Below are 26,886 nucleotides of genomic sequence, written 5' to 3' on the forward strand. Positions count from 1 at the left end.
CGCTGGCGGACAAGGCCGTGGCCGCAGTGCGCGAGGGCCGCATCAGGCTCTATCCCGACACCTGGTACAACACCTTTTATGCCTGGATGGACAACATCCGCGACTGGTGCATCTCGCGGCAGATTTGGTGGGGCCATCGCATCCCGGCCTGGAACTGCCTCGAATGCGGCAAGCTGATCGTCGCCAGCGAGGAGCCGACCTTCTGCCCGCGCTGCGGCAAGCCCTATCTGGAGCAGGAGCACGACGTGTTAGACACTTGGTTCAGCTCCGCCCTCTGGCCTTTCTCCACGCTCGGCTGGCCGGAGAACAGCAAGGAATTGCAGACCTTTTATCCAACTTCGGTGCTGATCACCAGCTTCGACATCCTCTTCTTCTGGGTGGCGCGGATGATGATGATGGGCCTGCACTTCATGGACGAAGTGCCCTTCCGCGACGTGTATTTGCACGCCTTGGTGCGCGACAAGCACGGCAAAAAGATGTCCAAGTCAACCGGCAACGTCATTGACCCGCTGGACATGATCGCCCAGTACGGCACCGATGCCTTCCGCTTCACGCTGACCGCTTTTGCCGCGCAGGGCCGTGAAATCAGGATGGATGAGGAGCGCATTGACGGCTACCGCCGCTTCATCAACAAGCTGTGGAACGCCGCCCGCTTTGCCCAGATGCACCTGAAAGAGAGCGGGCCGGAGATTGTCGCTGCGGCTAATCAACCTGCTGCACTTGCCTTGCCGCACCGCTGGATCCTCAGCCGCATCAGCAGCACCACGGCGGTGGTGCGCAAGGCTCTGGATGGCTACAATTTCAACGACATCGCCTCCGCCATTTACCAATTCACGTGGCACGAGTTCTGCGACTGGTATGTGGAGTGGATCAAGGCTGATCTCTTCAGCGACGACGCGGCCCGGCGTGAGCAAGCTCGCGGGGTGCTGCTCTGTGTTTTAGAGCGCATCCTCAAGCTCTTGCATCCGATCTGCCCCTTTGTCACTGAGGAAATCTGGAGCCAGCTACCCGGCGAGCGCGGCACGCTGATGCTGGAGCCGTTCCCGGAGCCGAACAGCGCATGGGACGATGCTCAGGCCGAGCAGTCCATGCAGCTACTGATGGACGTGATTTCAGCGGTGCGCACCATCCGCAGCGAGGCCGACGTGCATCCGAGCGCGAAGCTGCATGTCACGCTGATCTGTGCTGACGCGGCCAAGCGCGAGCTGCTGCACGCCTTCAACGGCTCCATCTGCGCCATGACCCGTGCCGAGAGCCTTGATATTGCTGAGTCTGGCGCAGTGCCGGATGATGCCGCTCATACGCTGGTCAGCGGCGTTGAAGTGGTCGTGCCGCTCAAGGAGCTGATTGACGTGGAGGCCGAATTGGACAAGCTGGCCCGCGAGCGCAAGGTGCTGGAGCAGGACATGCAGCGGGTGCGCGGCAAGCTCGGCAATGAGAACTTCCTCCGCAATGCGCCGCCGGACGTGGTGGCCAAGGAGCAGGCCAAGCTGGAGGAGCTGAACGAACGGCTGGCGAAGAATGAGGAGTCGAGGGAGAGGTTGAGGAAGCTGCGTTAGCAGAAAAAGGGAATGGGGCAGGTGCAATGCCTGCCCCTTATCTGTCTCAATTCTTGGGCGGCGCGTCGCCTTGCTTGCGGTCGTGCAGATATTCGCTGACATTCTTTGCCAGTGAGACGAAATCAGACGGGATCATCATGACTGTGGTGCTGTTGTTTTCCGCGCCGACTTCTGTCATCATCTGCATCCGCCGCAGCTCAAGTGCCAACGGATTGTTCGCCATCTGCTGGGCTGCGTCTGCCAGCTTCTTCGATGCCTCCAGTTCAGCCTCCGCTTTGATGATGCGCGCCCGCTTCTCGCGGATCGCCTGGGCCTGCATGGCCATCACCTCCTGCATGGCTTCAGGCAGCTCCACATCCTTCATCTCGAAACGCTCCACTTCCACGCCCCACGAGGCTGTGGAGTCAACAAGGTTCTGATGCAGGAGATGATTGATTTTGTCCCGCTCCTGCAGCACCTCGTCGAGATCATGCTGGCCAATGGAATTGCGCAAACTCGTCAGGGCAAGCTGGTAAACCGCTACAGGCGCGTCCCTTACCGCAATAACAGACTTGGCCGCATCGGTAATCCGATACCAGAGCACCGCATTGAGCTTGACCGTGACACTGTCCCGCGTGATGGTCTCCTGCTGCTCGGCAGACATTGTCCGTGTGCGGATGTCAATCGTCACCACCCGTTCAATCCACAGCGGTATGACCCAGTACAGTCCCGGCCCGCGCAGGCCGACATAACGGCCAAGGCGAAATACCACGCCACGCTCATACTCCTGGGCGATGCGGATTCCTGTCAGCAGAATGACAACGACAGCAATGATGATGTAGTGCATGAAAGTCTCCTCCTGTGTTTGATGAACAGCTTCATTGAATATGCGCAGTGCTCACGCGGCAAGCCAGTCGCTCTATTTCTTAAGCATCTCCTGTTTCCTTGATTCGATGGCTGCTCGGAAATCAGAGGCGCTCTTGTTGAAGAAATCCTGAATCTCCTGCGAGAAGCCGAAGACAGCCCACGGCGCAGACGCTGCGGCCAAGGACAAAACATGGTCAGCCGCGATCTCGCTGCCCGCAATTTCTGCTGTTCCACCATAGCAGATCAAGATTGCGGCATAGCTTTTGCCTGCCGGGATGAAGTTGATCCTGTGCTGCGTCACTTTCTTGTATGCCCAAAGCAAGTCGCAGACGCGCAGGATGTCGAACGTGAAGAAGGTGGACTTGATCAGAAACTCCTTTGTGACAGTCCAACCGCCTGCTTTGAAGCGAGGCGTGGAGGACTGCTGTTCTATCGCTGAGGCTATAAGCATTGGGTTGCCCCAGCTGCCGCTCCTTTTGATCAGCGGGTGCAAAGCCGGATTCCGCAAATGCCTCCACGCTGGAATACTTATATATGCTAAAAAAGCGCAGAGGCACACCAGTATGACTATTGCCACGTATCCAGTGGAACGAAAGTCTCTGGTGTTGAGATAAAAGGGATAGAACTGCCTGCGGATATCCATCATTTCTCGGCTGGAGAAAAGATGATTGCTCACCTCAGCAGGCATCTCGGCCAATGCGCCCTCAACCGTTGTCAGCGGCGTGTAATCACCTTCATAGATGAGGAATTTGTCCCCTATAACCAGCGCATAATATTTTGCTGCCACAGACCGCCCTGTTTCAACACCGTTCTTAGTGCTGATCTTAATCTTCTGAATTTCCGTATCTATCGCTTTAGATCCGGACACCCTGGCAAAGTATCGTGGTGTTTGCGACACATCGCGAATAGAGTCAAGATCGGCGGCACTCAGGTTGTAAGGTCCATCGATGAAATTCTGAATATAACGCTTCTGCGTGAAGAGGAATAAACCAATGCAGACGGCCAGGAGCGCGCAAACTGTGAGCTTCCGCACGCTTTTCTCTCTATTCATCTTGAATATCCATGTGTCCATCGCTTTAACCTCATGCTTGTTTTTTATGAGAATATCCGGTTTCATGCACATCATGCCGTCTCCCGCGCTCTTGCAGTGCATCGCAGGATGGCAGAGTAAATCACTTTCTGGCAAAATACAAGTCCGAAATATCTGCATTGCTGCTTCGTCAGTCATCTTTTGACTGGCAATTGCCTCTTTGCAGCCACGGCTGATGAACCAAATTTAACATCCTGTCGAAATGCGCAGAAACAGCTACTGCTGCCGACCGCCAATCTTTCCTGTTGACAAAAAGGCTTGGCCGCTCCACGCTGGCGGCATCGCTTTTCCGCATCCCGGCGGAACACCACATCTTCATTGGAGGAACAGCTATGCAGAAAGTGCAATGGCGGCCTCAGCTCAATGCTCTGACCTCTCCGCAATCCTATCGGGCGCAGCCAGTGCCTAAAGAGTCGCTCGGCTATGATGAAATGGCCGCCTTGATCTCGGCGAAGAATCCGCTCTGGAGGCCCGGTCTGGTCAAATCCATCCTGCTGGCGGAACGCGAGACACGCAAGGCGCAGCTCTTCAGCGGCGTGGATTCAACTTATAAGTGCAACTTTGGGAGTGAGTTGTGGTGGCAGGCTGGCGAGGAATGAGGAATCAAGGGGGGAGAGGGCAGGCAGCACGCCTGCCCCTCGTGCCGTTACGACAGTTTACTTGCTGGGAAACATAAAGCTGTTGCCGCAGTTGCCGATTGCATTTTGCCCGCTGTTCGTCTTCACCGGCTTGCCAGGCTCCTTGCCCCATTCGTAAATCACGTACAGGTTTGACACCAGCTTATTCTTTTTATTCCCCTTGCAACCTATATGGACTGCTCCGTCCAGCTCCGGCAGTTTATCTTTGACCGCTTTATTGAACTCCGCTGGAGACATCTTCTTGTCTGGCTCAAGTGCCAGCGCATCTGCTATTCGTTTCGTCTCCTTCAGCGCCCAAGCGAAATACTCAGGCGGTGCCATCTGGGTGCAGGTGCCGTGCTTCACCCATTCGTGCCGCTCAAGACATTTCTCTTTCCCAGCCATATAAGCCTCGCTCAAGTCCTTCCACTCTGCTGAGTCATACAAGCCTTTCGGCTCGATGTATCCACAATACTTGCCTTGAGCTGCGGGCAGCTCCTTGCATTCGCCTGGCGAAGCGCATTGTCCTGTTGGATAGCCGCTTGATTTATAGTTGGGCCACAATCCATGCAGCTGAAGCAGCGACTTTTTTGGCATGACTGTGCAGCTTGGGTCGCCGCCTGCGGTGCGGCAGAAGGTTGCCGGGACAGACAGTTCCAGCCGGTATATTTTCTCTTTGTTTGCGACTGTGCAGCTTGGCTCGGCCTGAGCGGCAAACGGAGCTGCAACAAGAGCGGCCAAGACCGCGCAGGCCATTCTGACAGACTTCATAATTTCTCCTCATCTGCATGTGCAGAAAGTTGAACTGCATTGATATGAACAGCTCGTTGTCACGAGGCGCATCTATTCTTGATGTTTTACTGCTGATCGGCACCAAGTCTCTTCCACATATGCTTCCAGGTTATCGCCACATTAAGAACCGCATCATGGAGAGCAACCTTGTCAATTTCCCCCATCAGCTCCGGCTTGGCTTTGAGCACCTCATCAAAAGGTGCTCTTGCAGTGCTGTTGTATGGGTATTGATCCGGCGGCGCGATAATGCTGGCAACCGCAAATGAACCTCTGCAAATATAGATTATCTCCAGCCAGACATCCTGCTCAACCAAATCTGGAATCTCATTTTTGAAGGTGATGCCGAATGCCTTGTCAACCGTTTTGGCCTTTTCCAGCACAGCATCAGGCGTTTCGGTTGCTGCAGCCAAGCGGTGCTCATCAAAAAAACTGTCAATCTTCGTTGACCAATGCGACTCCAACTCCTTGTGCAGTCCGTTCGCATAGGATGACAGCTTGCGGGCATCGCAATGGCAGGGCATACAGGCATCTGCGATGAAATGACTCTGCATGAAAAGATACATTGCGGCCTGCTCCCTGCTGGTGCGGCACTTCTCGTCAAGTTCTTCAGCAAAAGGAAACGGCCTTGGCAGAAGATTGGCAAGATCGCTGTCGCCCATGATCAGCAAATCCGTGATGGTGGTTGCGAGTGCGCCTGCTCTGTCGGCAAGATGCTGGCCCGGTTTAGGATCAGCTTTGTAGGCCGCCTCCCACCATTCGTTGCTGAGAACCTTGTCTGCCGCAAGAAACGCAGCCATTGCTCTTTCGCTTCCGAGCTTCTTGAGCAGCTCTGGCTTGGCCAAGGTGAAACGTTCTTGCTGCGGGCCGCTGTACGGCTCCATCTTCAGCACATGGTTGTCTGTATCAGCTCCGCCAATCTTTGCGTCGCCCTTGTCAGGAAGCCACGCTCCTGCTGCGGCAGCTCTGACGAATGGTTTGAGGAGCTTGACAATACCTGAGCATTCTTTCTCGTCCGCAAGAAGTGCGGCAGCCCGAATAGCAATCCAAGCATGTGTGCGCTGGTTCATAAAGGTCTCGTCATGTGATGGTCATCAAAGCATTTCGCTGTAAGCGTATGTGATAGCCAGCAGCAGTGCAAGTCTTTTTTTGCTCGTTGCAAAATGTTTGAGCCAAATGTTGGCCAGCGTGGTTGTGGCCGCTCAAGGAGCCGATTGACATGGCGAATGCTGAATAGTTTTTTCAAGAAAAAGACAGCCGTTTCCATCGCTTTCTTTTTCTGTGGATATTTTGGCTGCTTTTCCTTTCATTTATTTGACTGGCAGGACATCGGCCTGTAAAATAGGGGCGTGCATTTTCAAGGATTTTGCCACGCAAAGGGTGTCCATCCGGCGGGGAGATTTTTTTTATGAGCAAAGCAGAGAGCGGCAGAGAACTTTTTGCGGACAAACTTCTGCGGCCTGACCGCCGTGGTGCTGAACAGCGTTTAGCTGAGGTGCGCGAGGCTGTTGCTGCCGCCGCTGCTGGAGGCGGTTTTGTGCGCGCTGACAACCACGCGGAAATTCCGTGGCAGGTGCCGGATGGGACTTTACTGGCGATTTCCGCCGCCATGCGCCAGCGGGGCCGCTGCCGGTGAAGCCGCTGTCGCTCTGTTTTGTTGTCTGCGGCCAGCTGCTGCCCGAAACCCAAGCGGCAGTCGAGCTGCAAGAGCTGGCCGGAGTGGAGGTCAGAAGTTATGCCGCCTGCTGCACCCCGCAATCTGTCAGGCGGGAAGAGCTGGAGACTCTGCTGAAGGAAAGCGGTGCCGATGCGGTCGAGATCATTGGCTGTCAGTGCCTTGGCCGCGAGCTGAAAATTTCGGGTGGCAGAATCCGGCGTGCCGAGCAGTGTGTGCATCTGCTGGCCAATCCGACCTTAGTCAGGCACTTTCGGCAAAACGGCGCGGGCCTGCTTCTGCCGGGCTGGCTGCATAGCTGGCAGGAACGCGCGGCGGCCTGCGGTGGCGATGCGCTTATTTTACAGACCGAGCTGTTCGGCCAGCCGGTGCGCAGGCTGGTGCTGCTTGACACCGGCGCAGATGAAAAGGCAAGCAAACGGCTGGAGGAACTGGCCGCCTTTCTCCAACTGCCTGCTGAGACCTTGCCGGTCGGGCTGGAATATCATGGCCTGCTGCTGACTAAAATTGCCGCAGAGCACCGTCAGGAGGAGCTGGAGCGGCAGCGCGAGCAGGCCCGGCAGCAAGCGGCGCAGACCGCGATGATTCTCGACATGCTCGGCTTGGTGGTCAATGCCAGCTCTGAACCGGAAGCGCTTGCCGGCATTGCCGAGCTGTTCTCCATGCTCTTTGCGCCCCGGCAAATTCACTGTCTGCCGGTGACCAAAAATGGTCTTGCCGCAGACCGTCTCGCCGAACTGAGCAGCGAGGAGCGGCAGGCGGCAGAACGCTTCTGCCTCGAAACCTGGCGCGAACACCAGCTGTTGGAAAGCGGGGACAGCTTTTTTCTCCGAATCGGCGGCGAAGGCGGCACAGTGGCGGTGATATTAGTTCAGCAGATTGCCTTTCCCCAGCATGTCGGCTCCTATCTCAACACCGCTCTGCATCTTTCCGGGGTCTGCGCCTTGGCGGTTGAACATGCCAACACCCTGAAAAAGCTGCTGGACACCTCCAGATTGGCAGGCAAGGCTGAAGTGGCCACCGAAGTGCTGCATAATGTCGGCAACACCCTCAACAGCATTTCGGTCTCTGCGGAACGGTTGGGCGAGATGGTGCAGAAAAGCGGCAGCGCGACCCTGCCGAGCATTGTCAAGCTGATTGAGCAGCACAAAGACAATCCGGCGGCTTTTTTTGGCAGCGATCCGAAAGGCCGCAAGCTGCCGCTGTATTTTTCCAGCCTGTCCGAGCAGCTGACCAAGGAACGCTGGCGGCTGATGGAAGAGATCGGCCATCAAATCCGACATATCCGCCGGGCGGCAGATATCATCCGCACTCAGCAGGACGCGGTCGGCGGCAGCACATTGATTGAGCATTTCGACCTTGCCACGGTGCTGGACGAAAGCGTGGAGATTTTTGCTCAGAAAATCAGCGAGCGGCAGATTGCGGTCGAGCGCAATTACGCCCGCCTGCCGTTCATGCGCGGAGAACGGCGGAAAATACTGCAAATCGCAGGCAACTTGATCAGCAATGCCGCTGACTCCTTTGACGGCTTCAATCAGCCGAAGCGGAAGATAGTCCTCAGCCTGCGCTCTGCGGGCGAGGACAACGAAAGGGTGATGATGGAAGTCGCGGACAACGGCAGAGGGATCAGCAGCAAGGTCATGGAGCGGCTTTTCGCCTTCGGTTTCACGGCCAAAAAGGGCGGGCACGGCTTCGGCCTGCACAACGCGGCCAATCTGGCGGCGGAGATGGGCGGCACGCTGACAGCGGAAAGCGGGGGCGAGGGGCACGGCGCGGTGTTCCGGCTGGAACTGCCGACATCGGCGGAAAGAAGGAGGAAAGCATGAGAAAGGGCGGTCCAGATCGGATGCTGATTGTGGATGACAATCCTGATATTCACAGTGACATCAGAAAGATACTTTTGCACTCGCCTGAATCCGCCGAGCTGAACGCGCTGTACGCCGACATCCTCGGCCACGAAGCTCCGGCGGAGGATCTGCCTGATCTGGAGATTGATTCCGCCTTCCGGGGCGAGGACGCGGTCAGCATGGTGCGGCAGGCCCGTCTTGACCGCAGGCCCTATGCCCTTGCCTATGTGGACATGCGCCTGCAACCGGGCATGGACGGCTTGCAGACTATCAAGCGGATTCAGCAGGAAGACCTTCAGCTTCAGCTCGTGATCATCACCGCCTATTCGGATCATTCGTGGCAGGAGATCAGCGCGGTGCTGCTTTCCGCCGACAAGCTCCTGATTCTGAAAAAACCCTTTGAGGCCATTGAAATCCGCCAGTCAGCAGCGGCGTTGATTGAAAAATGGCATCTGACCGTCGAGCACAAGCAGGCCATGTCCGCCTTGGTCATGCAGCGGAACATGCTGGAAGAGCATGTCCGCGAGCAGACCTCGGAGCTGCGGCACACCAACGAGCTGCTGACCAAGGAAATCAAGGAGCGGCGGCGGGCTGAAGAAAAAATCCGGCTGCACCGCGACAGCTTGGAAAAACAGATTGAGCTGCGCAGTGCCGAAATTCTTCAGCAAAACCGCTTCCTCAGCACGGTGATCAACTCGCTCTCGCATCCCTTTGCGGTGATTGACGCAGCTAATTGGCGGATTCTTGCCGCCAACCGCGCCGCAGGCTGTCCGCAGGGCGTGCGGGCCTGTTATCAGTACATGCACGGCTTCAGCAGTCCTTGTCCTGACCACGGTCTTGCCTGCCCGCTGCTGCTTGTGCGCGAGCAGGGCAAGGCCGTGACCGTGGAGCATGTCCTCCCGGATTCGTCGGGTCATCCCCAGACGATGGAGCTGCACGCCTGTCCGGTGACCGACCGCAACGGCCAAGTGACGCGGGTGATTGAATACTGCGTGGACATCACCCGGCGGAAAAAGTTGGAGGAGGAGCTGATCCGCAGCCGGAAAATGGAGACAGTCTCGATGATGGCGGGCGGCATCGCTCATGACTTCAACAATCTGCTGATGGCCATCACCGGCAGCATTGAGCTGGCGATGATGAAGACGCGTCATGACCACCGGGTGCTGGACCTGCTCCGCGACGCAGCGACTTCAGCAGCCGAGGCGAAAGAACTGGCGCACAAGTTCCTCCTTTTCTCCAGCTTCAGTCCGCCTGCCCGGCAGCTTATTTCCACTGCCGGGCTGATCACAGCGGCCTGCCGTTCCTTCTTTGAGGAGGGAGGGCATCCTGAGCCGGAGCTGCAGTTGCCGGATGACCTGCTGCCGGTTTATGTCGATCCAGGTCAGATTGAGCAGACCTTGCGGGAGCTGTTCCGCAACGCGGTTGAGGCGATGGCCGCAGCAGGAGGCCGGGTGCGGGTCAGCGCGGAAAACATCTGCCTGCTTGGGCAGGAGGCCGCAGGACGGCGGGAAGGGGAATATGTTCGCATCACCGTGCGCGACCAAGGCTGCGGCATTCGCAAGGAAGATTTGCCCAACATCTTTGATCCCTATTTTTCCGGCAAAACGCGGGGCCGGATCAAAGGAATGGGCCTCGGCCTGACTATCGCCGCCGCCATTATCAGCCAGCACGAGGGCTATATTGAAGCCGAATCCACGCCGGGCGGCGGAACCGCCGTCCATATTGATCTGCCTGCCGCGCAACAAACTGACTAACGTTTTTTTGAAATTATGCATAATTACCAATTGGTTCTCACCGAGCATCTCAATCACTACGGCTACCTTTTCGGCGGAGCGCTGCTGAAATGGGTGGATGAATCCGCCTATATCTGCGCCCGACTGGAATATCCCGGCAAATGCTTTGTCACGGTCGGCATGGACAAGGTGAGCTACAAAAAACGGGTGGAGCTGGGCAGCATCCTGCTGTTCAATGTCGAGAAAGAGCGTGTCGGCACCACCTCTGTCACTTATCGGGTGGCGGTCAGCGTGGCCAGCCCGCAGGCCGACGGCAACCCGGAGATATTCTCCACCGTCGTCACCTTTGTCTGCTTAGACAAGGATGGCAACAAGTGCGTTATTGCGGAATAAAGGCAACGTTTTCTTCCATACCGCTTCCTGCCGCACTTCCCTTTTGAAATTTTCCAGCAGGCCGGTTATTGTCTCTGCGACAGAATGCCCTTGAGACAATAACTAGCCTTACAACCCTGATTTTCCCCATGCTTACCATCAGCAATCTCAGCCTTCAGCACGGCCCCAAGCATCTTTTCCGCGACATCTCCGCCCAGATTCATGTCAACGACCGCATCGGTTTAAGCGGTGTCAATGGCACGGGCAAATCCACCTTGATGAAAATCATCTGCAAGGAAATTGAGACCGATCCAGGCGTGATCAGCCGGGCCTCGTGGTTCACAGTGGCTTATCTGCCGCAGGAAATCACCATCGAGCTGGGCAGCCGGACGCTGTACGAAGAGGCCGAGCACGCCTTTGACGAAGCCTTGCAGCATCAGCGCGAGTTTGAGGAAATCAGCCAGCGCATGGCCGGGATTGACCAGCATGACCCGGAATTAGACGCGCTGATTGAACGCCAAGGCGAGTTGCAGCATCTGCTCGAAGGCCACGATGTCTTCCGCATCCGCCCGCAGATTGAGCGCATTCTCTTTGGCCTTGGTTTTGTCAAAGCGGATTTGGACAGGGAGGTGAAAGAGTTCTCTGGCGGCTGGATCATGCGCCTGCTGCTGGCCAAGCTGCTGCTGCGCCAGCCCGCCTTGCTCCTGCTGGACGAGCCGACCAACCACCTTGATCTCGACTCGCTGACCTGGATGGAGGAATTCCTTCAGCAATACCAAGGGGCGATGATGATCATCTCCCATGACCGCTCATTCCTTGACCGGGTGACGACAAAAACTTGGGAGCTGAGTCTGGGCAGGCTGACGGTCTATAAAGGCAACTACTCCAAATATCTGGAGGAGAAGGCCTTGCGCATGGAAATGGAGCGCGCCTCCTACGACAATCAGCAGGCCATGATCCGCCAGACCGAGCAGTTCATCACCCGCTTCAAGGCCAAATCCACCAAGGCCAAGCAGGTGCAGAGCCGGGTCAAGCAGCTGGAGAAGATCGAGCGGATTGAGCTGTCCGAGAGCGAGCGCACCATCCATTTCGCCTTTCCCCCTGCGGCTCCTTCCGGGCGCGACGTGCTGGAGCTGAACGGGGTGAGCAAGCAATTTGACGGCAGGACGATTTTCAAAGATGTCTCGTTCACGCTGCGGCGCGGCGACAAATTGGCGGTGGTCGGCGTGAACGGCGCGGGCAAGACCACCTTGATGAAGATTATGGCCGGGCTGGAGCCAGCCGAAGGCGCTGTGCGCCGAGGGCATAATGTGGTTATGACCTATTTCGGCCAGCATCAGGCGCAGGAGCTGGACGGTCAGTACAGCATCTTGGACACTGTCTATCACAATGCGCAGGACATGACCGTGACCAAGGTGCGCTCGCTGCTGGGAGCGTTCCTTTTCACCGGTGATGATGTCGATAAAAAGGTGCAGGTGCTCTCTGGCGGCGAGAAAAGCCGGGTGGCGCTGGCGAAAATGCTGATCAAGCCAGCCAACCTGATGATGCTCGACGAGCCGACCAACCATCTCGACATAGCCTCGCAAGAGGTTCTGCAAGAGGCGATGGCTCAGTACGAAGGCACGATCGTCGTTGTCTCGCACAACCGCTCTTTTGTCAATTCCTTTGTCAACAAGGTGCTGGAAATCCGCGACCAGCAGGCGTTCCTGCACGACGGCAATATTGACGATTACTTGGAAACCCGCAAGCGGCGCGAGGAAGAAGCGGCAGGCGGCGCGAAGAATGTCAAAGCTGCCGCGCCGAAACCTGTTGTTGTCCAGCCTGTTGCAGTCAGCGTTGACCGCAAGGAAGACCGGAAGCAGCGCGGCCAGCAGCGGGAGCAGGTGAATGCTCAAGTCAAGCCGTGGAAGAAAAAGGCGGCGGATGCGGAAAAGGAGATTGAGCGGCTGGAAACGCAGAAGATTGAGCTGGAATCCCAAATGGCCGACCCGGCTTTGTATGCGGATCAGGCGAAATGGGCCAAGACCAGCAAGGAATATGGCGAGGTGAAGCAGCTTTTGGAGCGGCAGTATGCGGCTTGGGAAGAGGCGCAGGCGAAGATTGAGGCGCTGGAGAAAGGGGAGTAGAATAAAGGACTGACGAAAAGCAAGGAAACAGGAGGGAATCATGCAGCTCAATCTGGAATTGGGGAATCGGCATTACGAAAAATTGCAGCAGCTTCAGTGCACGGTGGGAAAAGATGCGCGCACTGTGCTTGAGCTTGCCATTGACGAGCTGTATGCGCGGCATCAAGTTGCTGTCGGTCCAGATGCGCTGGAAATTCTCCGCAAAAACGGCATGGTCGGCTGCCTGCATGGCGGCAGCAATCTTTCGGAAAATTACAAGAATGAATTGGATTGGAGCGACAAGCTGTGATTATTGCGGACACAGGCTTCTGGGTTGCTTTGGCAAATGCCGATGACAAACATCATCAAGCGGCTATAGATGCCTTCAGCAGATTGCGTGAGCCGCTGATAACAACTTGGCCGGTTCTGACTGAAACGTGTCATCTGCTGCTGAAACGTATGGGAATTGAGGCTGAATTAGGCTTCATCCGCAGTCTCCGTCAAGGGAGTTTCATAGTTTTCGATCTTCGTGAGGAGCATCACAGCCTTATTCTAAATCTGATGGAGAAATACGCTGACCTGCCGATGGATTTGGCAGATGCATCTCTGGTTGTTCTGGCGGAAGAGCTGCGTGACGGTCGGATACTCAGCACTGATCAGCGTGACTTTCGGACTTATCGCTGGAAGAACACCTGTCCTTTTCAGAACATGCTTTTTGTCCATTAAAAGAGGCTGAATACAGCAAGGCGTAGGGGAAGATTGAGGAGATGGAGCAAAGTTAGAACCGCCAGCTATCACGGAAGATTCTTGTACACGTCTTTTCTATGCCCGATTTTGACGATCAGAATCAGCAGACAATCTGCATCAATGGTGTAAATGATGCGGTAATCGCCAACGCGGACTTTATGCAGATCAGTTCTGCCCTTCATTCTGGTCTGGTCAGGATTGGGCAGATTCTCCGCAAGCTCCTCAATTTTCTTTTTGATCCGCAGCAAATCCTGCTTGGGAAATGCTTCAAGGTCTTTGAGCGCGGCAGGACGAAATTCAATCTGATACAGCATGTGTTACAGCCCCAGCTTTTTCCAGACTTCCTCTGCCGGAATATTGTCTCCAGCTTCGGCAAGGGCCTTTTCCGCATCCTCAATATCCATGCGGTCTTCTATCCGGCGGAGCAGCTCCAGTTCCCGCATGGAAATCAGGGCAGCAATTTCCTCTCCTCTGCGGGTTAAGACGATTTGTTCTGCTCCGTAAGCAACTTTATTCACAATATCCGTAAAGTTTCTTCTTGCTTCAGCCGTGGAAATGGTGGTATTCATTGGGGTGCCTCCTGTTTTGATTATGTGCAAATTGTACAGCAGGCGTGCGCCTGCGTCAAGCAAGGCGGGGAAAAGGTAGGTTGAAGCACCATCCATACGGTATATATCATGGCCTATAGCGATTTCACCCTGAAGAAAGTGAAGGCTGAGTTTCATCTGAAGACGGTTGAATCTGTTTCCTTATTTGACGAGGTGCCTGAGGCCGAGATCAGTTCCTATCTTACTGCGACGTTAGCCAGAAATGTCCCGCTGGCATTATCCATCAACACGGAAAAAGCCCGCTCCGAACTGATCATCATCAACATTTTAGTGGAAGCAAAGGAGATGCTGGCGGAAAGCATCAGTCTTTTTTCCGGGATTGACTTCACGGTTGACCGCGAGAAAGGTTTGAGCGGCTTTTGTGATTACATCCTGAGCCAATCCGCAGAGCAGCTTTACCTTGATGTGCCAGTCATGGCGGTGGTTGAGGCGAAAAATGAGGACATTATTTCAGGGCTGGGGCAGTGCATTGCTGAGATGTACGCGGCCAAGCTGTACAACGAGAAGGAAGACCGCCATCTGCCGTGCATTTATGGGGCCGTGACCACCGGCGATGAATGGAAATTCCTGAAACTTGCCGAAGACACGGTGTTTATAGACAAGCCGTCTTATTACATCAGCGGCATTGGCAAGATTATGGGGGTGTTGGCGCATATACTGGGAAAGGCGCAGGGGGGAGATTGAGGAGATGGAACTGAGTTAGAACCGTCCGATGTTACGAAGATTGTTGTATACATTTTTTCTGTGCCCAATTTTTGAAATAAAAATTAGCACAAAATCTACGTTAATGGTGTATATTTTGCGATACAGCAAGACTTCTCCTGTTGCATGAAGGAAGATGTGTAGATTAAATTTATTAGGAGTTTTAAAGTGAACATTCCCAAGACGATCGAAGATATCGAAAAAAACATTGAGATGAAGGTGCCGGAAAGCCTGCATCTTGATTACAAGGCAAGTCCCGCCTTCTCTCCTGAAAAGAAAGATGAGATATGCAAGGATGTTTCTGCGTTTGCCAATTCAGATGGTGGAATGCTTATCTACGGAATAAGAGAGGAAAAAGTAAATAAAATTGGTTATCCAGCCAGCATAGATGATGGGATTGATACAAGTAAATTCGGAAAGGAATGGATTGATCAGGTACTTACCTCGAATATAAGACCAGTGTTGTCAGGCGTTGAGATTGTAGAAATTAAGCTGGCGGAAAACAGGTCTGTTATGGTTATTCATGTGCCAAAGAGCTTTCGCGGGCCGCATCAATCTCCAGATAAAAAATACTATAAAAGACGTAATGTTGTATCGGAACCTATGGAGCATTACGAGATAGAGGATGTGAGGAATCGGCGGCAGATTTTTACTCCTCTTGTCACTATGAATGCGTACCTTTCTGAGAGAAAGGTTTATCTTTTTATAGAAAATATAGGCGAAGAAGTTGCGCATAATGTAAAGTTTCATTTTTCAAATGATTTTTCTTGGTATAAAGGACAAGAAGAAAGATTTCCGAATGCGTTAAAAAATGGCATAAAATTTCTTGCTCCTAACAAGAGGATAACGTTTTTTGTAGGCGCAATGTTTCCCTTTTTAAGGGATAATTCAGAATATGATTCTTTTTTTGATGTTTCAATAACATATCAATATCAACAATCCGAAAGAGAAATTCGAGAGGATATTCATATTGATTTAAAAGATTACCTTTATAGCGAGATGGAGAGCGATTACCTAAAAAGAATCTCAGAGCACCTAAGTGATCTAAAAGAAATAACACATGCTATAGGTAAAATCAACGACAGTCTAAAAAATATAGAAAGAATTTCCGGGGCAACTGGACTTAATTTATCTATTTCATCTTTAACAAACCTTTGGAAAATTTTAAGAGATGATGATAGTTTTAAGCATATAAAATTTGAAAAATGTGACATGGATATAATCCAAGAGGTTCTTGATGTTGATTTCGATACGGCTTACAAAATTTATTACCACTATCACGATAATCGCAAAGAAACATCAATTGAAGAAATCTCAGGAATGACAGGAGAGCTTCTTGAAAAAATAAAGAAGCATATGAAGTAAGTCCGATACCTTCTGCTGTAATATGTATAACCACATCGGCATCGTCGGCGTGCCGCCGCTGGAAATCATCCGCCAGCTCAACGCGGAGCAGGCCGCCATCGTTGATCTCGACGAGCCGCAGCTTTTCCTGCCCATAGACCAGAGCGACCAATACCTGCCGCGAGTGTATTGCGCCATCCTGCGCACCGTGCTGCTCAACGCCCTTAACCTGCGTCTGGAGCGGATTTATGTGGATGTCGGGCCAGGCAAATGCGACTGCGCCCTGCATGTCGCCGCCGTGCTGAAGGATATACTCAGCATCCCGGTCATCGCCACCCGCAATACCGACACGCAGAGCTTCGGCTTTCCTGTCTGCCAAAGCAGTTTGCCGCTGCTGGAGAAAATGCGGCGGATCACCAAGGGCGTGCAGAGCTGCCAGCCTTCGCCGCCGCTGCCGTTCTGTGCGCCGACCGCCGGATTCTGGGGCGTGCCGCCGCGTGACTTCTCCATCTTGGAACCATTCCCGGACAGCACCCACATCTACGGCTGGACGCGCTGCATGGAAAATAAAACTCCGGCTGATCTGGAACTGGAATCGTATTGCAATCCTGCGGTGCCGACGGTATTCTTCGCCCAGTCGTTCTGCGCCAAGACTGCGCTGGCCAAACATCTGGCTGCCAAGCATCCGAAATCGCTCTGGGTGGACAGCGATGTCAGCGCAAGCTCCAGCGTCCGGGCGAAGATTGAGGCGTTTTTGGAATTGTCCGGCGTGATTGGAGGCGGCAGTGCTGCTGGCTGATTTCGGCACTTCCTACTGCAAGCTGCTCGACACTGAGCAGGACGCGGAGCCGCGCATCATCCCGGCCCGCGAGCTGCCCCGCGATTTTCAGGCGGACATCGGCACCGGCCACAACGCCAAGCGGCGCAGCAAAGCCACGGTCAACGAGCTGACGGCACTGGCACGGGGCGGCAGACAGCTGATCAACGAGCCGGATTTCACCTTGCTTGACTGCGGCAGCCGGGACATCAAGTTTGTCCATTTCAAGGACGGCGAGATGGCGGACATGGGCTGGAATGCCGAATGCGGAGCCTCGATGGGCTTCACCATCGAGCTGCTTGCCCAGTATTACCGCCTTGATTACGCCGCAGTGCCCGTGCCGGAAAGCGGCTTCTCCGTCACCTGCGGCGTGCTCGGCCTGAGCAGCATCTTTGATGCGGTCGCCGCAGGCAGCTCCGAGCTGGAAGCAGCGGCCAAGTTTGTGCGCGGCATCGCCCGCAACGCCTTCCGCTTTGCCGGTTCGCCGGAACGGCTGCATCTCTCCGGCGGCTTGTGCAGCAACCCGCTTTTTACCGCCTGCTTTCCCTGCGAGATCGTGCCTCTGGGACGGTTTGTTCTGCTGGAAGGCTTGAAATAATAGCAAGCGCATTGCTTGCTGCAACGATTTTTCTCTACTAAAGGAGCAGCATTCTCATGTCGCGTCATCTCTTCACCTCTGAATCTGTGTCTGAAGGCCATCCTGACAAGGTGGCGGATCAGATTTCCGATGCCATCCTTGATGCCATCCTTGCCCAAGACAAATACGCCCGCGTCGGCTGCGAAAGCCTTGTCACCACCGGCCTGGCCATGATCGCGGGTGAGATCACCACCAGTGCTTGGGTGGACATGCCGGAGATCGTCCGCCAGACCATCAAGGAAATCGGCTACAACTCCTCGGAGATGGGCTTTGACTGGCAGTCCTGCGCGGTCATGACCACGATAGACAAACAATCGCCTGACATCGCCCAAGGCGTGAATGAGGGCAGCGGTCTTGACTTGGAGCAGGGCGCGGGCGATCAAGGCCTGATGTTCGGCTATGCCTGCGACGAGACTGAAGTGCTGATGCCGCTGCCGATCACTTACGCCCACCGGCTGGTCAAGCGGCAGGCCGAAGTGCGCAAAGCCGGTGTGCTGCCTTGGCTGCGTCCTGATGCCAAGAGCCAGGTCACGGTGGAATACGAGGACAAGAAGGTGAAGCGTATCGAGGCGGTGGTGCTGTCGAGCCAGCACAGCCCGGCGGTGTCCTATGCCGACCTCAAGGAAGGCATCATGGAGGAGATCATCAAGCCGATCCTGCCTGCCGAGCTGCTCGATAGCAACACCAAGTATTTCATCAACCCGACTGGCCGTTTTGTCATTGGCGGGCCGGTGGGCGACTGCGGCGTGACCGGCCGCAAGATCATCGTTGATTCCTACGGCGGACGCGGCTCGCACGGCGGCGGCGCGTTTTCGGGCAAAGACCCGTCGAAAGTAGATCGCTCCTCGTCGTACATGGGCCGCTACGTGGCCAAGAACATTGTTGCCGCAGGCTTGGCCTCGACCGTGGAAGTGCAGGTGGCCTACGCCATCGGCATCTCGCGGCCCGTGTCCATCAACGTCAACACCTTCGGCACCGGCAAGATTTCGGAGGAGCGGCTGACCGAGCTGGTGCGCCAAGTTTTCGATCTGCGGCCCAAGGCCATCATCCAGCAGCTCAACCTGCTCCGGCCCATTTACAAGCAAACCGCCGCTTATGGTCACTTTGGCCGCGAGCTGCCCGATTTCACCTGGGAGCGCACCGACAAGGCCGAAGAACTGAAGGCTGCGGCAGGGATTTGACACATAGTAGGGGCGGTTCGCGAACCGCCCCTACGCCGCCGAATCGAATTGATTTCATCCACCAGACAAAGACAACAGGAGCACTGCTGTGAGTGATTATAAAGTAAAGGATATGAGCTTGGCCGATTGGGGCCGCAAGGAAGTCGCCATTGCTGAGACCGAGATGCCGGGCCTGATGGCTCTGCGGACTGAGTACGGCCCTGACAAGCCGCTGAAGGGCGCACGCATCGCGGGCTGTCTGCACATGACCATCCAGACCGCTGTGCTGATGGAGACGCTGGTCGAGCTGGGTGCGGAGCTGCGCTGGTCGTCCTGCAACATTTTCTCCACGCAGGATCATGCGGCAGCGGCGATGGCGGCGGCGGGCATCCCCACCTTTGCCTGGAAGGGCGAGACTGAGGAGGAGTTCTGGTGGTGCATCGAGCAGACCATCTTCGGGCCAAATGGCTGGAAGCCGAATATGATTCTGGATGACGGCGGCGACCTCACCCAGATCATGCACGAGAAGTACCCAGAGTTGATGAAGGAGATCAAGGGCATCTCTGAGGAGACCACCACGGGCGTGCATCGCCTGAACGAGATGGCTAAGGCAGGCAAGCTGCTGGCACCGGCCATCAACGTCAACGACTCAGTGACCAAGTCGAAATTCGACAATCTCTATGGCTGCCGCGAGTCGCTGATTGACGGCATCAAGCGGGCCACGGATGTGATGATCGCGGGCAAGGTGGCGGTGGTGGCGGGCTACGGCGACGTGGGCAAGGGCTGCGCCCAAGCGCTGCGCCACATGGGAGCAGTGGTCTGCGTGACCGAGATAGACCCGATCTGCGCCCTGCAAGCGGCGATGGAAGGCTACCGCGTGGTGACGATGGAAGAGGCCGCGCCCATTGGCGACATCTTCGTCACCTGCACCGGCAACCTGCGCGTCATCACCAAGGTGCACATGGATGTGATGAAGGATCAGGCTATAGTCTGCAACATCGGCCACTTTGACTCTGAGATAGACATCGCCAGCATCCGTTCCCTGCCGTGGGAGAACATCAAGCCGCAGGTGGATCACGTCATCTGGCCGGACGGCAAGCGGATCATCGTGCTGGCGGAAGGCAGGCTGGTGAACCTCGGCTGCGCCACCGGTCATCCCAGTTTCGTGATGAGCAACTCCTTCACCAATCAGGTGCTGGCGCAGATGGAGCTGTGGAACAACTCCAGCCTCTACGAGAAGCAGGTCTATTTCCTGCCGAAGAAGCTCGACGAGATGGTGGCGCGGCTGCATCTCCAGAAGATCAACGCCCACCTCACCACGCTCACCAAGGAGCAGGCCGCTTACATCGGCGTGCAGGTGGACGGACCCTTCAAGCCGGAATATTATCGCTACTAAGCGCAGTTCTGCGCAGGCAGGGACGGACGGATTCTTTTCCGCTCTGCCTGCGAATATTTGCTGTTCTGTTTTCATTTTTTTCCTCTTGACACCCGGTGCGCGCATATATAGAATGCCAGCTATCGCGGTTGATCATGCCTGTCATGAAAACGCGCGCATTGCGCAGCAAAGGATGTTGATTTCAATTTATCAGCCTGCTTCAGCATCTCGCTGCTGCGGCTGAATACTTAAAACATCAGTTAGTCTCAGGGAGAACAACATGAAGGTAGCAGTCCTTGGTTTCGCCGTCGCATGTCTGCTGGTTTCCGGTTCCGCTTTCGCCAGTGAGGAATTGGCAAAGAAAAACTGCATGGTCTGCCATCAGTTGGATAAAGTAGGCTTGGGACCGAGCTTCCAGGATGTCAGCAAGAAGTATGCTGCTGACAAAGATGGCGAGGCAAAGATTATGGCCGTAGTCAAAAATGGCAGCAAGGGTGTGACCGGCGAGGGCAAGGTAATGGCTCCGATGGCCAATGTGAACGAGGCTGATGCCAAATCTATTGCCGCTTGGGTTCTGTCTCTGTCTGCTGCTAAGAAGTAAGTAGTTTTTTTCATCATCGCAGCATTGCGAATAAGGGCAGGCCTCGCGCCTGCCCTTATTTTTTATTGACAGTATAAAAAAACATTTTGCACATTAAATGAATTCTTTTATTCAGCAAGCCGGTCTCGGCGATATTTTCGATAAAATTAACAACGCAGAACGGCTTTCTTTAGAAGACGGCAGGCGGCTTTACGAATGTCCAGATTTGCTCGCGGTCGGCTGGCTGGCCAATTTTGTCCGCGAGCGTAAAAATGGCAATCAGGCCTTCTTCATTTACAATCAGCACATCAACTATTCCAACATCTGCACCAATCTCTGCAAGTTCTGCGCCTTCGGCAAAGAAAAAGGCCATGAGATGGCCTACGAAATGAGCATTGCGCAGATCAAGGAAAAAGTTCGGGAGCGTTTGGACGAGCCGATCACGGAAATTCACATGGTCGGCGGCATTCATCCTGAGCTGCCGTATTCGTATTATCTTGCCGCGCTGCGGGCAATCAAGGAAGTGCGGCCTGATGTGCATATTCAGGCCTTCACCTGCGTGGAAATTCAGCACTTGGCTGATTTAGCCGGAAAACCGCTGGAGGCGACGCTGGAGGAGCTGAAGGCGGCAGGGCTTGGCTCGCTGCCCGGCGGCGGCGCAGAGGTCTTCAGCCCCCGCATCCGCGAGCTGACCTGCCCAAAAAAATTGGACGGCGCGGGCTGGCGGCGGGTGGCGCAAACTGCCCACCGCTGCGGCTTGAAGAGCAACGCCACCATGCTCTACGGTCATATTGAAACCATTGATGAACGGCTGGAGCACCTTGATGCCCTGCGCCGGGCGCAAGACGAAACCGGGGGTTTCCTGACCTTCATCCCGCTGGCGTTTCATCCAAAGAACACGGGGCTGTCCGACCTCTCCCGCACCACCGGCGTGAACGACCTGAAGAACATCGCCGTGGCACGACTGATGCTGGACAACTTTCCGCACATCAAGGCCTATTGGGTGATGATCGGCCCCAAGCTGGCGCAGGTGGCCCTGTCTTTCGGCGCGGACGACATGGACGGCACGGTGAAGGAGGAAATCATTACCCGGATGGCGGGCGGAGAAAGCGAGCAGGCGTTGGGCCACAACACACTGATTCGGTTGATCAAAGAAGCGGGCCGCGAGCCGGTGGAGCGGGACACGCTGTACGAGGCACTGAGGAGGTATTAGCTGCCTGCTCCTGTCAAACTAAAGCTATCCTGCGTTGTTAAAGAAGCAGCCCTCGCTCGCGTCCCTTATTTTTTCTCCAGCAGCAGCTTGACCGCTGGAAGGAAAGATGCCCTTCCCGCATAACCTGTTCCGCCGGGAGCATTCCGCACTTTGGGATCATACTCTGCGCCTTGCGGATCCTTCTGCCCAGCCAGTGAGTTCAGATATTCCTGCCGGTCGCTGTAGCCGTCTTCGTCAAAATCGCTGCCCGCGTTCACTGTGGTCAGATTGCTGAAGTAACGCCGCTCCCAGTCATCGTCAATGCCGTCGGCATCAGCATCAGTGATGAAGCTGGTCGTTACCGTGCAATTGGCTGTAATCGCTCCGGTCGTGTATATTTTGGTGGTGCTGTTGAACGTGCCGCCGCAGCCGGTCACGGAGCTGATACTGTAGCCGCTGTTCGGAGTGATAGTGAAGGCGACCGTCGCGCCGTGGTTCACAGCCTGCGCTGTCGCCGGGCTGATCGTTCCGCCGGAGCCAGCGGAAGGATTGACGGTGTAGCTGCTGACAGAAGTGCTGCGCTCATACGCGCCGTTGTCCACCCGGCTTCCTGCCCGGCGCGGATTGTCCGCGTAATCAAAAGGAATTGGCTCGGCAGTGTCGCTGTCGCCGTCCTGATCAAAGCTGTCCGCAGGCAGAGCGGCATCCGCGCCGCCGTCAACAGCGGGCGAGGCGGCCTGAAGGTGGAAATCATCAGCCGCCGCATTCACAAAGAGCGGATCGGCCTTTTTGTCCGCGCCGTTGCTGACCCGGCTGTTGTCCGCCGTGCCTGTCGTGCCCCAGAGCAGGTTGTCGCTAACCACCGCCCCGGTGACTCCGGCTGGGATGTCGTAAATTTGATACCTGCCGTTCTGCCAAGCGATGTTGTTGCGGACAATCAGGCCGGTGATGCTGGGATTCGCCACATGCACCGCGCCAAACCAATTGACGTTCACCCCATTGCGGGCAAAGGTGTTGTTGACAAGGACAATGCCCTCCAGCGGCTCCTTGCCGGAAAAGCTCGTTTCATCGGGAAAATAGATGCCAGCGCGGTAGTTGTCATGAACGATGTTGTTGAAGATGCGCACATTGCGCAGCAGGCCGCCGCGTTCCGAGCCGATATACAGGCCGTGCGTGTCAATATGATGGATATGATTGCTGTGCACATCAATATTTTCGGTGAGCTGATCCCACGCGTCAATGTAGATGCCGGGCCGATTGGTGTTCAAGTCCCAGATTTCATTGTGATGCACTGAGCCGTTCTTTGCTCCTTGCTTGATGTCAAGCCCCTCGCCGCCGTTGGTGCCGACAGTGCGGTTGTGCACTCGGTTGTTGCACACCTCAAAACGATTGACACCGGACACGGTGATCATTTCATTCGGGCCGCCCAAGTTGGTGTCTTCCACGTCATTGCCGTCAATCAGAATGTCCGCAGACGGCAAACCGGGCTGACTGCTTTTGGTGAAAACTTGAATGCCGGATGAATCGGTGTGCCGGACATGGTTTTTCTCAATAATGATGTGGCGCGAGTTCTCCACATAAATGCCGATGCCTTCTGCATTGTCATCCACATTCTGCACTGTGAGGCCGGAGATGCGGATATATTCTTTATTGCGGATGTTGATCAGACCGCCGACCGGCAGCACAGCGTTGTCGCCGTCCAGCACTGACGTATGGCCGGGATAGGCAGCAAAAGTGATCCAGCCCGCTGTGCTGCTGCCGGAATTAACCGGGGCGAGATATTTGGTCGTCGGATGCGTGTTGAGGGCGTAGGTGCCGTTTTTGATATACACGGTGTCGCCAGCGGTCAGCACGGCAGCAGCCTTCTGCACCGTGGCCCACGGCGCGGCTTCCGTGCCGGAGCTGCTGTCGCTGCCGCCAGATGCCGAGACGTAATAAACCGCCGCCTCGCATAAATTGGAGAACACAACCGCAGCCAAAAACATGGATGCGGTCAAATATTTTTGGAAAGAAGATAAATAAAATCTGAATATTGTCATGTTTTTCATGATAGCTTGCTTATTGCGTGAAGCACCGTCCTTTTTTCAGGATAGGGCATGGCAGCGCAGGAGTCAAGGCGGCAAAGATCAGCAGGGCAGCTTGAAAAAAAACTGCCCTGCGCTCAGGATGCGATCAATGCTTCAGCAGCAGCTTGATCGCTGGCAGGAAGGATGCGCCGTCCGTGGTGGTGCTGTTCGAAACAAATGTGGCTGTCACGCTGCGGTCTTGGGTCATGCTGACCGTGCAGGTGCTGGATGTTCCTGAACATGCGCCGCTCCAGCCGGAGAAGGTGTAGCTGACTGCTGGACTGGCTGTCAGTGTCACGCTCTGGCCGGCGGTGAACGCTGTCGAGCACGTGTTGCCGCAGCTGATGCCCGCAGGGCTGCTCGTCACTGTGCCGCTGCCGGTCTTGCTCACAAAAAGCGTGGACGAGGATATCTGCGTGAACGTCGCCGTCACCGTGCAGTTGGCCGTAATTGCTCCAGTAGTATATATTTTGGCAGTACTGTTGAACGTGCCGCCGCAACCGGTCACGGAGCTGATGCTGTAGCCGCTGTTTGGCGTGATGGTGAAGGAGGCCGTCGCGCCGTGGTTCACTGTTTGCGCTGTCGCCGGACTGATGGTGCCGCCGGAACCGGCGAACGGATTGACCGTGTAGCTTTGTAGCGCAAATGCCGCTGTCACGCTGCGCTCTTGGGTCATGCTGACTATGCAGGTGCTGGCCGAGCCTGAACATGCGCCGCCCCAGCCGGTGAACGTTGAGTCTGCTGCCGGGCTGGCTGTCAGCATCACAGTCTGGCCAGAGGCAAAATATGCGTTGCACGTGCTGCCGCAGCTAATGCCCGCAGGACTGCTCGTCACTGTGCCGCTGCCGGTTCCAGATTTGCTTGCAGAAAGAAACGATGTTCCCGCAGGCGCGATGAAAGAAGCTGTCAGGGATGCTCCTGAATATTGCGCATAACCATAGAGCATGACGTAATATGTTCCTGCAGCAGGAGAAGCGATGGAGCATGTTTCGTTGTTGCCTGTTTGATACGGCCTACAGTCCCATTCAGATTCGGTGGGAAATTGCCCGAAGCGCAGGTGCATGTCAATATCTCCACTGCCTCCTGACAGCACGACATTGAGATTGGATGCTCCTGACGGCACGGTGACGCTGAAATACCGCATTGAATCTTGACTGCCCGCAAGTCCTGTCACTGCAATGCCATTGGACAAGACCTGCACTACTGGAGAAAAGGTTGCGGTCACGCTGCGGGCTTCGGTCATGCTGACCGTGCAGGTGCTGGCCGAGCCTGAACATGCGCCGCTCCAGCCTGTGAAGGTCGAGCCGACTGCCGGGCTGGCTGTCAGCGTCACATTTTGGCCAGAGGCGAAAGTTGTCGAACACGTGCTGCCGCAGCTAATTCCGGTCGGGCTGCTGGTCACAGTTCCGTTGCCGATTCCAGATGTAACAACCGACAGCAGCAACGGTGTATCTGTTTTATCTAAGCAGCCAGGATACATTTGGGCGCGGCTTTGCACATGATCCGCCATCACTTGATTGACCCGGCCAGGAAGCACACCATAAGGATGCCCAACACCAAATGTCATGGCAATATTCGCAGTTCCCCCATTAAGCAGATGACAGTAACTCATAATCGTGCCATTGCCTGCACCGGAAGTGCCGCCGGTGAGACTGCCGGTTCCCGGCAGACCAAGAGCCGCTCTGCCGCTGCATCCGTCTGTGCCTGCGGCACAGAGATCTATGGGTTCTGCGCTGCCGCCGATATTGCAATAGGCATGTGTGTGACGGGAACTGAAGTTATGCCCAATTTCATGAGCAACCACCGAAGCGTCCCAAACGGTTTTGCTGATGTCAACAGAGGTCATTGCCATGCTGCCGCTGACTCCATAAGCCCATGACTTATCGCAAAGCACACCTCTATATGCAACACCGCCGCCAAGGCTTTTTCCACTCAGCATATGAACAAGGGTGCGATTCACACTAACTAATCCATTAGCACTGTTATTCCAGTAAGCTTTGAGTTCATCAAGCGCAGCAGATGTGCCAGATGTCGCATTCCACGGATCGTTGCTGGCACCAGTGGTCCAGAGCTTTAAGTAGCTCACTTGCAGACTTGTGGCCACTTCTTTGGAATAAATACTTGAGATGTAAGCAAAAAGCGTGCCAACATACGCCTGCGCCGCCGCCTCATCATTGAACAAGGCGTAAAATTCGTAATCAGTCTCCACGGCTACGCGGGCGGTGTAGGAAACTGTGCTGGATGCCTGCGATGAAGGAATATCTGCTTGAGAAAGTTCAGCGGCAGCACCCTTCAGCAATTTTTCAGCATCCAGTTCTATGTCGTCTGCGCCGCAGCGGAATTCCTTCAGCTGCGCAAGTTCATCTTTTTTGATCTTGCGAGCTGTCAAGGCAGGATTTGCCTTCATTTCTTTTTCAATTTTCCACATGCCATCCGGCCCCATAATAAGCCCTTCCGGCTCACCGGATTCAGGAACAATCAGCACTGCTATATTCTGCGCTTCACCTTGAACAGTGCCGCGATAATAGGCATGTTTTGGCGGGGAAATCTCACGTTTGCCGTCAATGATGATCTTTGCATCATCCGTAAACACTTGGATGCGCTCAAGTTCCAGCACATTGCTGTTCTGGTTCTCAATAGCTATGCCTTCGATGTCAAGCCGTTCTCCTTTTGACAGTTTCCGAGCTGCTTTGTTGAAATCGTGCTGTCCAGAATTAACAACGACAGACTTACGTAATTCATTGGCATTAACTTTTATGCCAGTTAAAACGATAAGAAATGCTGCTATGACAGTATATACAAAATTCTTATTCATAATTCCTCCGTTATTACGTCTTGAATTGTGCGAACAGAGCAGCACGCAGTAAAAAATGATAATGATTCTTATATAATTTTAGCGGCACGATGTGGTTCGTGTCAATTTTTTTGCCACTCATCAGAGTGGGCAAAAACGCGAGAGGCGGGGAAAAAAGGTGCTGACCCAGAAAAAATAAACGGTCAGCAATGAGGCAAAATAATGAACTGA

The 26,886-nt window shown here is 54.9% G+C and carries 25 protein-coding genes; 17 read left to right on the forward strand and 8 right to left on the reverse strand.

Going from position 1 to position 26,886, the window contains the following annotated elements:
* On the forward strand, positions 1-1,559 hold a 1,559-nt coding region (locus ACNKH6_RS10540; protein ID WP_417915524.1), incomplete at its 5' end, for a class I tRNA ligase family protein.
* A gap of 46 nt (positions 1,560-1,605) precedes the next feature.
* Here ACNKH6_RS10540 and ACNKH6_RS10545 read toward each other — a convergent pair.
* Entirely contained in the window at positions 1,606-2,385 is a 780-nt protein-coding gene (locus ACNKH6_RS10545) for a slipin family protein (protein ID WP_417915525.1), read from the reverse strand.
* 72 nt (positions 2,386-2,457) lie between these two features.
* The gene (locus ACNKH6_RS10550) at positions 2,458-3,633 is read right to left on the reverse strand and encodes a DUF6709 family protein (protein ID WP_417915526.1); all 1,176 of its coding nucleotides are present in this window, start codon (positions 3,631-3,633) and stop codon (positions 2,458-2,460) included.
* Positions 3,634-3,827: 194 nt separating this feature from the next.
* Here ACNKH6_RS10550 and ACNKH6_RS10555 point away from each other — a divergent pair, with 194 nt between their 5' ends.
* Positions 3,828-4,094, forward strand: a complete 267-nt coding sequence (locus tag ACNKH6_RS10555) for a hypothetical protein (RefSeq protein WP_417915527.1) — start codon at positions 3,828-3,830, stop codon at positions 4,092-4,094.
* A gap of 57 nt (positions 4,095-4,151) precedes the next feature.
* On the opposite strand, the gene ACNKH6_RS10560 is transcribed toward ACNKH6_RS10555, so the two are convergent.
* Both ACNKH6_RS10560 and ACNKH6_RS10565 read right to left on the reverse strand, forming a co-directional pair.
* On the reverse strand, positions 4,152-4,883 hold the full coding sequence (locus ACNKH6_RS10560) for a ribonuclease T2 family protein (protein ID WP_417915528.1): 732 nt from the start codon (positions 4,881-4,883) through the stop codon (positions 4,152-4,154).
* Positions 4,884-4,969: 86 nt separating this feature from the next.
* Complete coding sequence (locus tag ACNKH6_RS10565; protein ID WP_417915529.1) at positions 4,970-5,971, reverse strand: hypothetical protein; 1,002 nt, start codon at positions 5,969-5,971, stop codon at positions 4,970-4,972.
* Between the two features lie 338 nt (positions 5,972-6,309).
* Between ACNKH6_RS10565 and ACNKH6_RS10570 the strand changes: the two genes are divergently transcribed.
* The 7 genes from ACNKH6_RS10570 (at position 6,310) to ACNKH6_RS10600 (ending at position 13,359) form a co-directional block, all read left to right on the forward strand.
* A complete protein-coding gene (locus tag ACNKH6_RS10570) occupies positions 6,310-6,537 on the forward strand; it encodes a hypothetical protein (RefSeq protein ID WP_417915530.1) in 228 nt (75 codons plus the stop codon).
* On the forward strand, positions 6,468-8,402 hold the full coding sequence (locus ACNKH6_RS10575; protein WP_417915531.1) for an ATP-binding protein: 1,935 nt from the start codon (positions 6,468-6,470) through the stop codon (positions 8,400-8,402). The genes ACNKH6_RS10570 and ACNKH6_RS10575 overlap by 70 nt, the downstream gene beginning before the upstream one ends.
* On the forward strand, positions 8,399-10,177 hold the full coding sequence (locus ACNKH6_RS10580; protein ID WP_417915532.1) for an ATP-binding protein: 1,779 nt from the start codon (positions 8,399-8,401) through the stop codon (positions 10,175-10,177). The genes ACNKH6_RS10575 and ACNKH6_RS10580 overlap by 4 nt, the downstream gene beginning before the upstream one ends.
* A gap of 15 nt (positions 10,178-10,192) precedes the next feature.
* Positions 10,193-10,549, forward strand: coding sequence for an acyl-CoA thioesterase (locus ACNKH6_RS10585; protein WP_417915533.1), 357 nt, complete (start codon positions 10,193-10,195; stop codon positions 10,547-10,549).
* 128 nt (positions 10,550-10,677) lie between these two features.
* A complete protein-coding gene (locus ACNKH6_RS10590; protein ID WP_417915534.1) occupies positions 10,678-12,654 on the forward strand; it encodes an ABC-F family ATP-binding cassette domain-containing protein in 1,977 nt (658 codons plus the stop codon).
* Between the two features lie 40 nt (positions 12,655-12,694).
* Positions 12,695-12,943 (forward strand): hypothetical protein, encoded by a 249-nt coding sequence (locus ACNKH6_RS10595; RefSeq protein WP_417915535.1) that lies wholly within the window; start codon positions 12,695-12,697, stop codon positions 12,941-12,943.
* On the forward strand, positions 12,940-13,359 hold the full coding sequence (locus ACNKH6_RS10600) for a type II toxin-antitoxin system VapC family toxin (protein ID WP_417915536.1): 420 nt from the start codon (positions 12,940-12,942) through the stop codon (positions 13,357-13,359). The genes ACNKH6_RS10595 and ACNKH6_RS10600 overlap by 4 nt, the downstream gene beginning before the upstream one ends.
* Before the next feature lie 68 nt (positions 13,360-13,427).
* On the opposite strand, the gene ACNKH6_RS10605 is transcribed toward ACNKH6_RS10600, so the two are convergent.
* A complete protein-coding gene (locus tag ACNKH6_RS10605; RefSeq protein ID WP_417915537.1) occupies positions 13,428-13,694 on the reverse strand; it encodes a type II toxin-antitoxin system RelE family toxin in 267 nt (88 codons plus the stop codon).
* 3 nt (positions 13,695-13,697) lie between these two features.
* Positions 13,698-13,949 (reverse strand): type II toxin-antitoxin system Phd/YefM family antitoxin, encoded by a 252-nt coding sequence (locus ACNKH6_RS10610; protein WP_417915538.1) that lies wholly within the window; start codon positions 13,947-13,949, stop codon positions 13,698-13,700.
* A gap of 108 nt (positions 13,950-14,057) precedes the next feature.
* Between ACNKH6_RS10610 and ACNKH6_RS10615 the strand changes: the two genes are divergently transcribed.
* From ACNKH6_RS10615 to mqnE, 8 genes are all read left to right on the forward strand, one after another.
* Positions 14,058-14,672 (forward strand): hypothetical protein, encoded by a 615-nt coding sequence (locus ACNKH6_RS10615; RefSeq protein ID WP_417915539.1) that lies wholly within the window; start codon positions 14,058-14,060, stop codon positions 14,670-14,672.
* A gap of 186 nt (positions 14,673-14,858) precedes the next feature.
* A complete protein-coding gene (locus ACNKH6_RS10620; RefSeq protein WP_417915540.1) occupies positions 14,859-16,055 on the forward strand; it encodes a helix-turn-helix domain-containing protein in 1,197 nt (398 codons plus the stop codon).
* A gap of 22 nt (positions 16,056-16,077) precedes the next feature.
* Positions 16,078-16,833 (forward strand): hypothetical protein, encoded by a 756-nt coding sequence (locus tag ACNKH6_RS10625; protein WP_417915541.1) that lies wholly within the window; start codon positions 16,078-16,080, stop codon positions 16,831-16,833.
* Complete coding sequence (locus tag ACNKH6_RS10630) at positions 16,820-17,449, forward strand: ATPase (protein ID WP_417915542.1); 630 nt, start codon at positions 16,820-16,822, stop codon at positions 17,447-17,449. The genes ACNKH6_RS10625 and ACNKH6_RS10630 overlap by 14 nt, the downstream gene beginning before the upstream one ends.
* A 50-nt stretch (positions 17,450-17,499) precedes the next feature.
* Complete coding sequence (gene metK, locus ACNKH6_RS10635; protein ID WP_417915563.1) at positions 17,500-18,669, forward strand: methionine adenosyltransferase; 1,170 nt, start codon at positions 17,500-17,502, stop codon at positions 18,667-18,669.
* Between the two features lie 88 nt (positions 18,670-18,757).
* Positions 18,758-20,044: an adenosylhomocysteinase gene (gene ahcY / locus ACNKH6_RS10640; RefSeq protein WP_417915543.1), complete on the forward strand. Its 1,287-nt coding sequence runs from the start codon at positions 18,758-18,760 to the stop codon at positions 20,042-20,044.
* A 259-nt stretch (positions 20,045-20,303) separates the two neighbouring features.
* Positions 20,304-20,624, forward strand: coding sequence for a c-type cytochrome (locus ACNKH6_RS10645; protein ID WP_417915544.1), 321 nt, complete (start codon positions 20,304-20,306; stop codon positions 20,622-20,624).
* A 97-nt stretch (positions 20,625-20,721) separates the two neighbouring features.
* On the forward strand, positions 20,722-21,816 hold the full coding sequence (gene mqnE / locus ACNKH6_RS10650; RefSeq protein ID WP_417915545.1) for an aminofutalosine synthase MqnE: 1,095 nt from the start codon (positions 20,722-20,724) through the stop codon (positions 21,814-21,816).
* Positions 21,817-21,881: 65 nt separating this feature from the next.
* Here mqnE and ACNKH6_RS10655 read toward each other — a convergent pair whose 3' ends face one another.
* Positions 21,882-23,843 (reverse strand): right-handed parallel beta-helix repeat-containing protein, encoded by a 1,962-nt coding sequence (locus ACNKH6_RS10655; protein ID WP_417915546.1) that lies wholly within the window; start codon positions 23,841-23,843, stop codon positions 21,882-21,884.
* 124 nt (positions 23,844-23,967) lie between these two features.
* The gene (locus ACNKH6_RS10660; protein ID WP_417915547.1) at positions 23,968-26,676 is read right to left on the reverse strand and encodes an InlB B-repeat-containing protein; all 2,709 of its coding nucleotides are present in this window, start codon (positions 26,674-26,676) and stop codon (positions 23,968-23,970) included.
* Between the last annotated feature and the right edge of the window lie 210 nt (positions 26,677-26,886).

Source organism: Candidatus Electronema sp. JM (assembly GCF_048287415.1).
Taxonomy (GTDB): Bacteria; Desulfobacterota; Desulfobulbia; order Desulfobulbales; family Desulfobulbaceae; genus Electronema.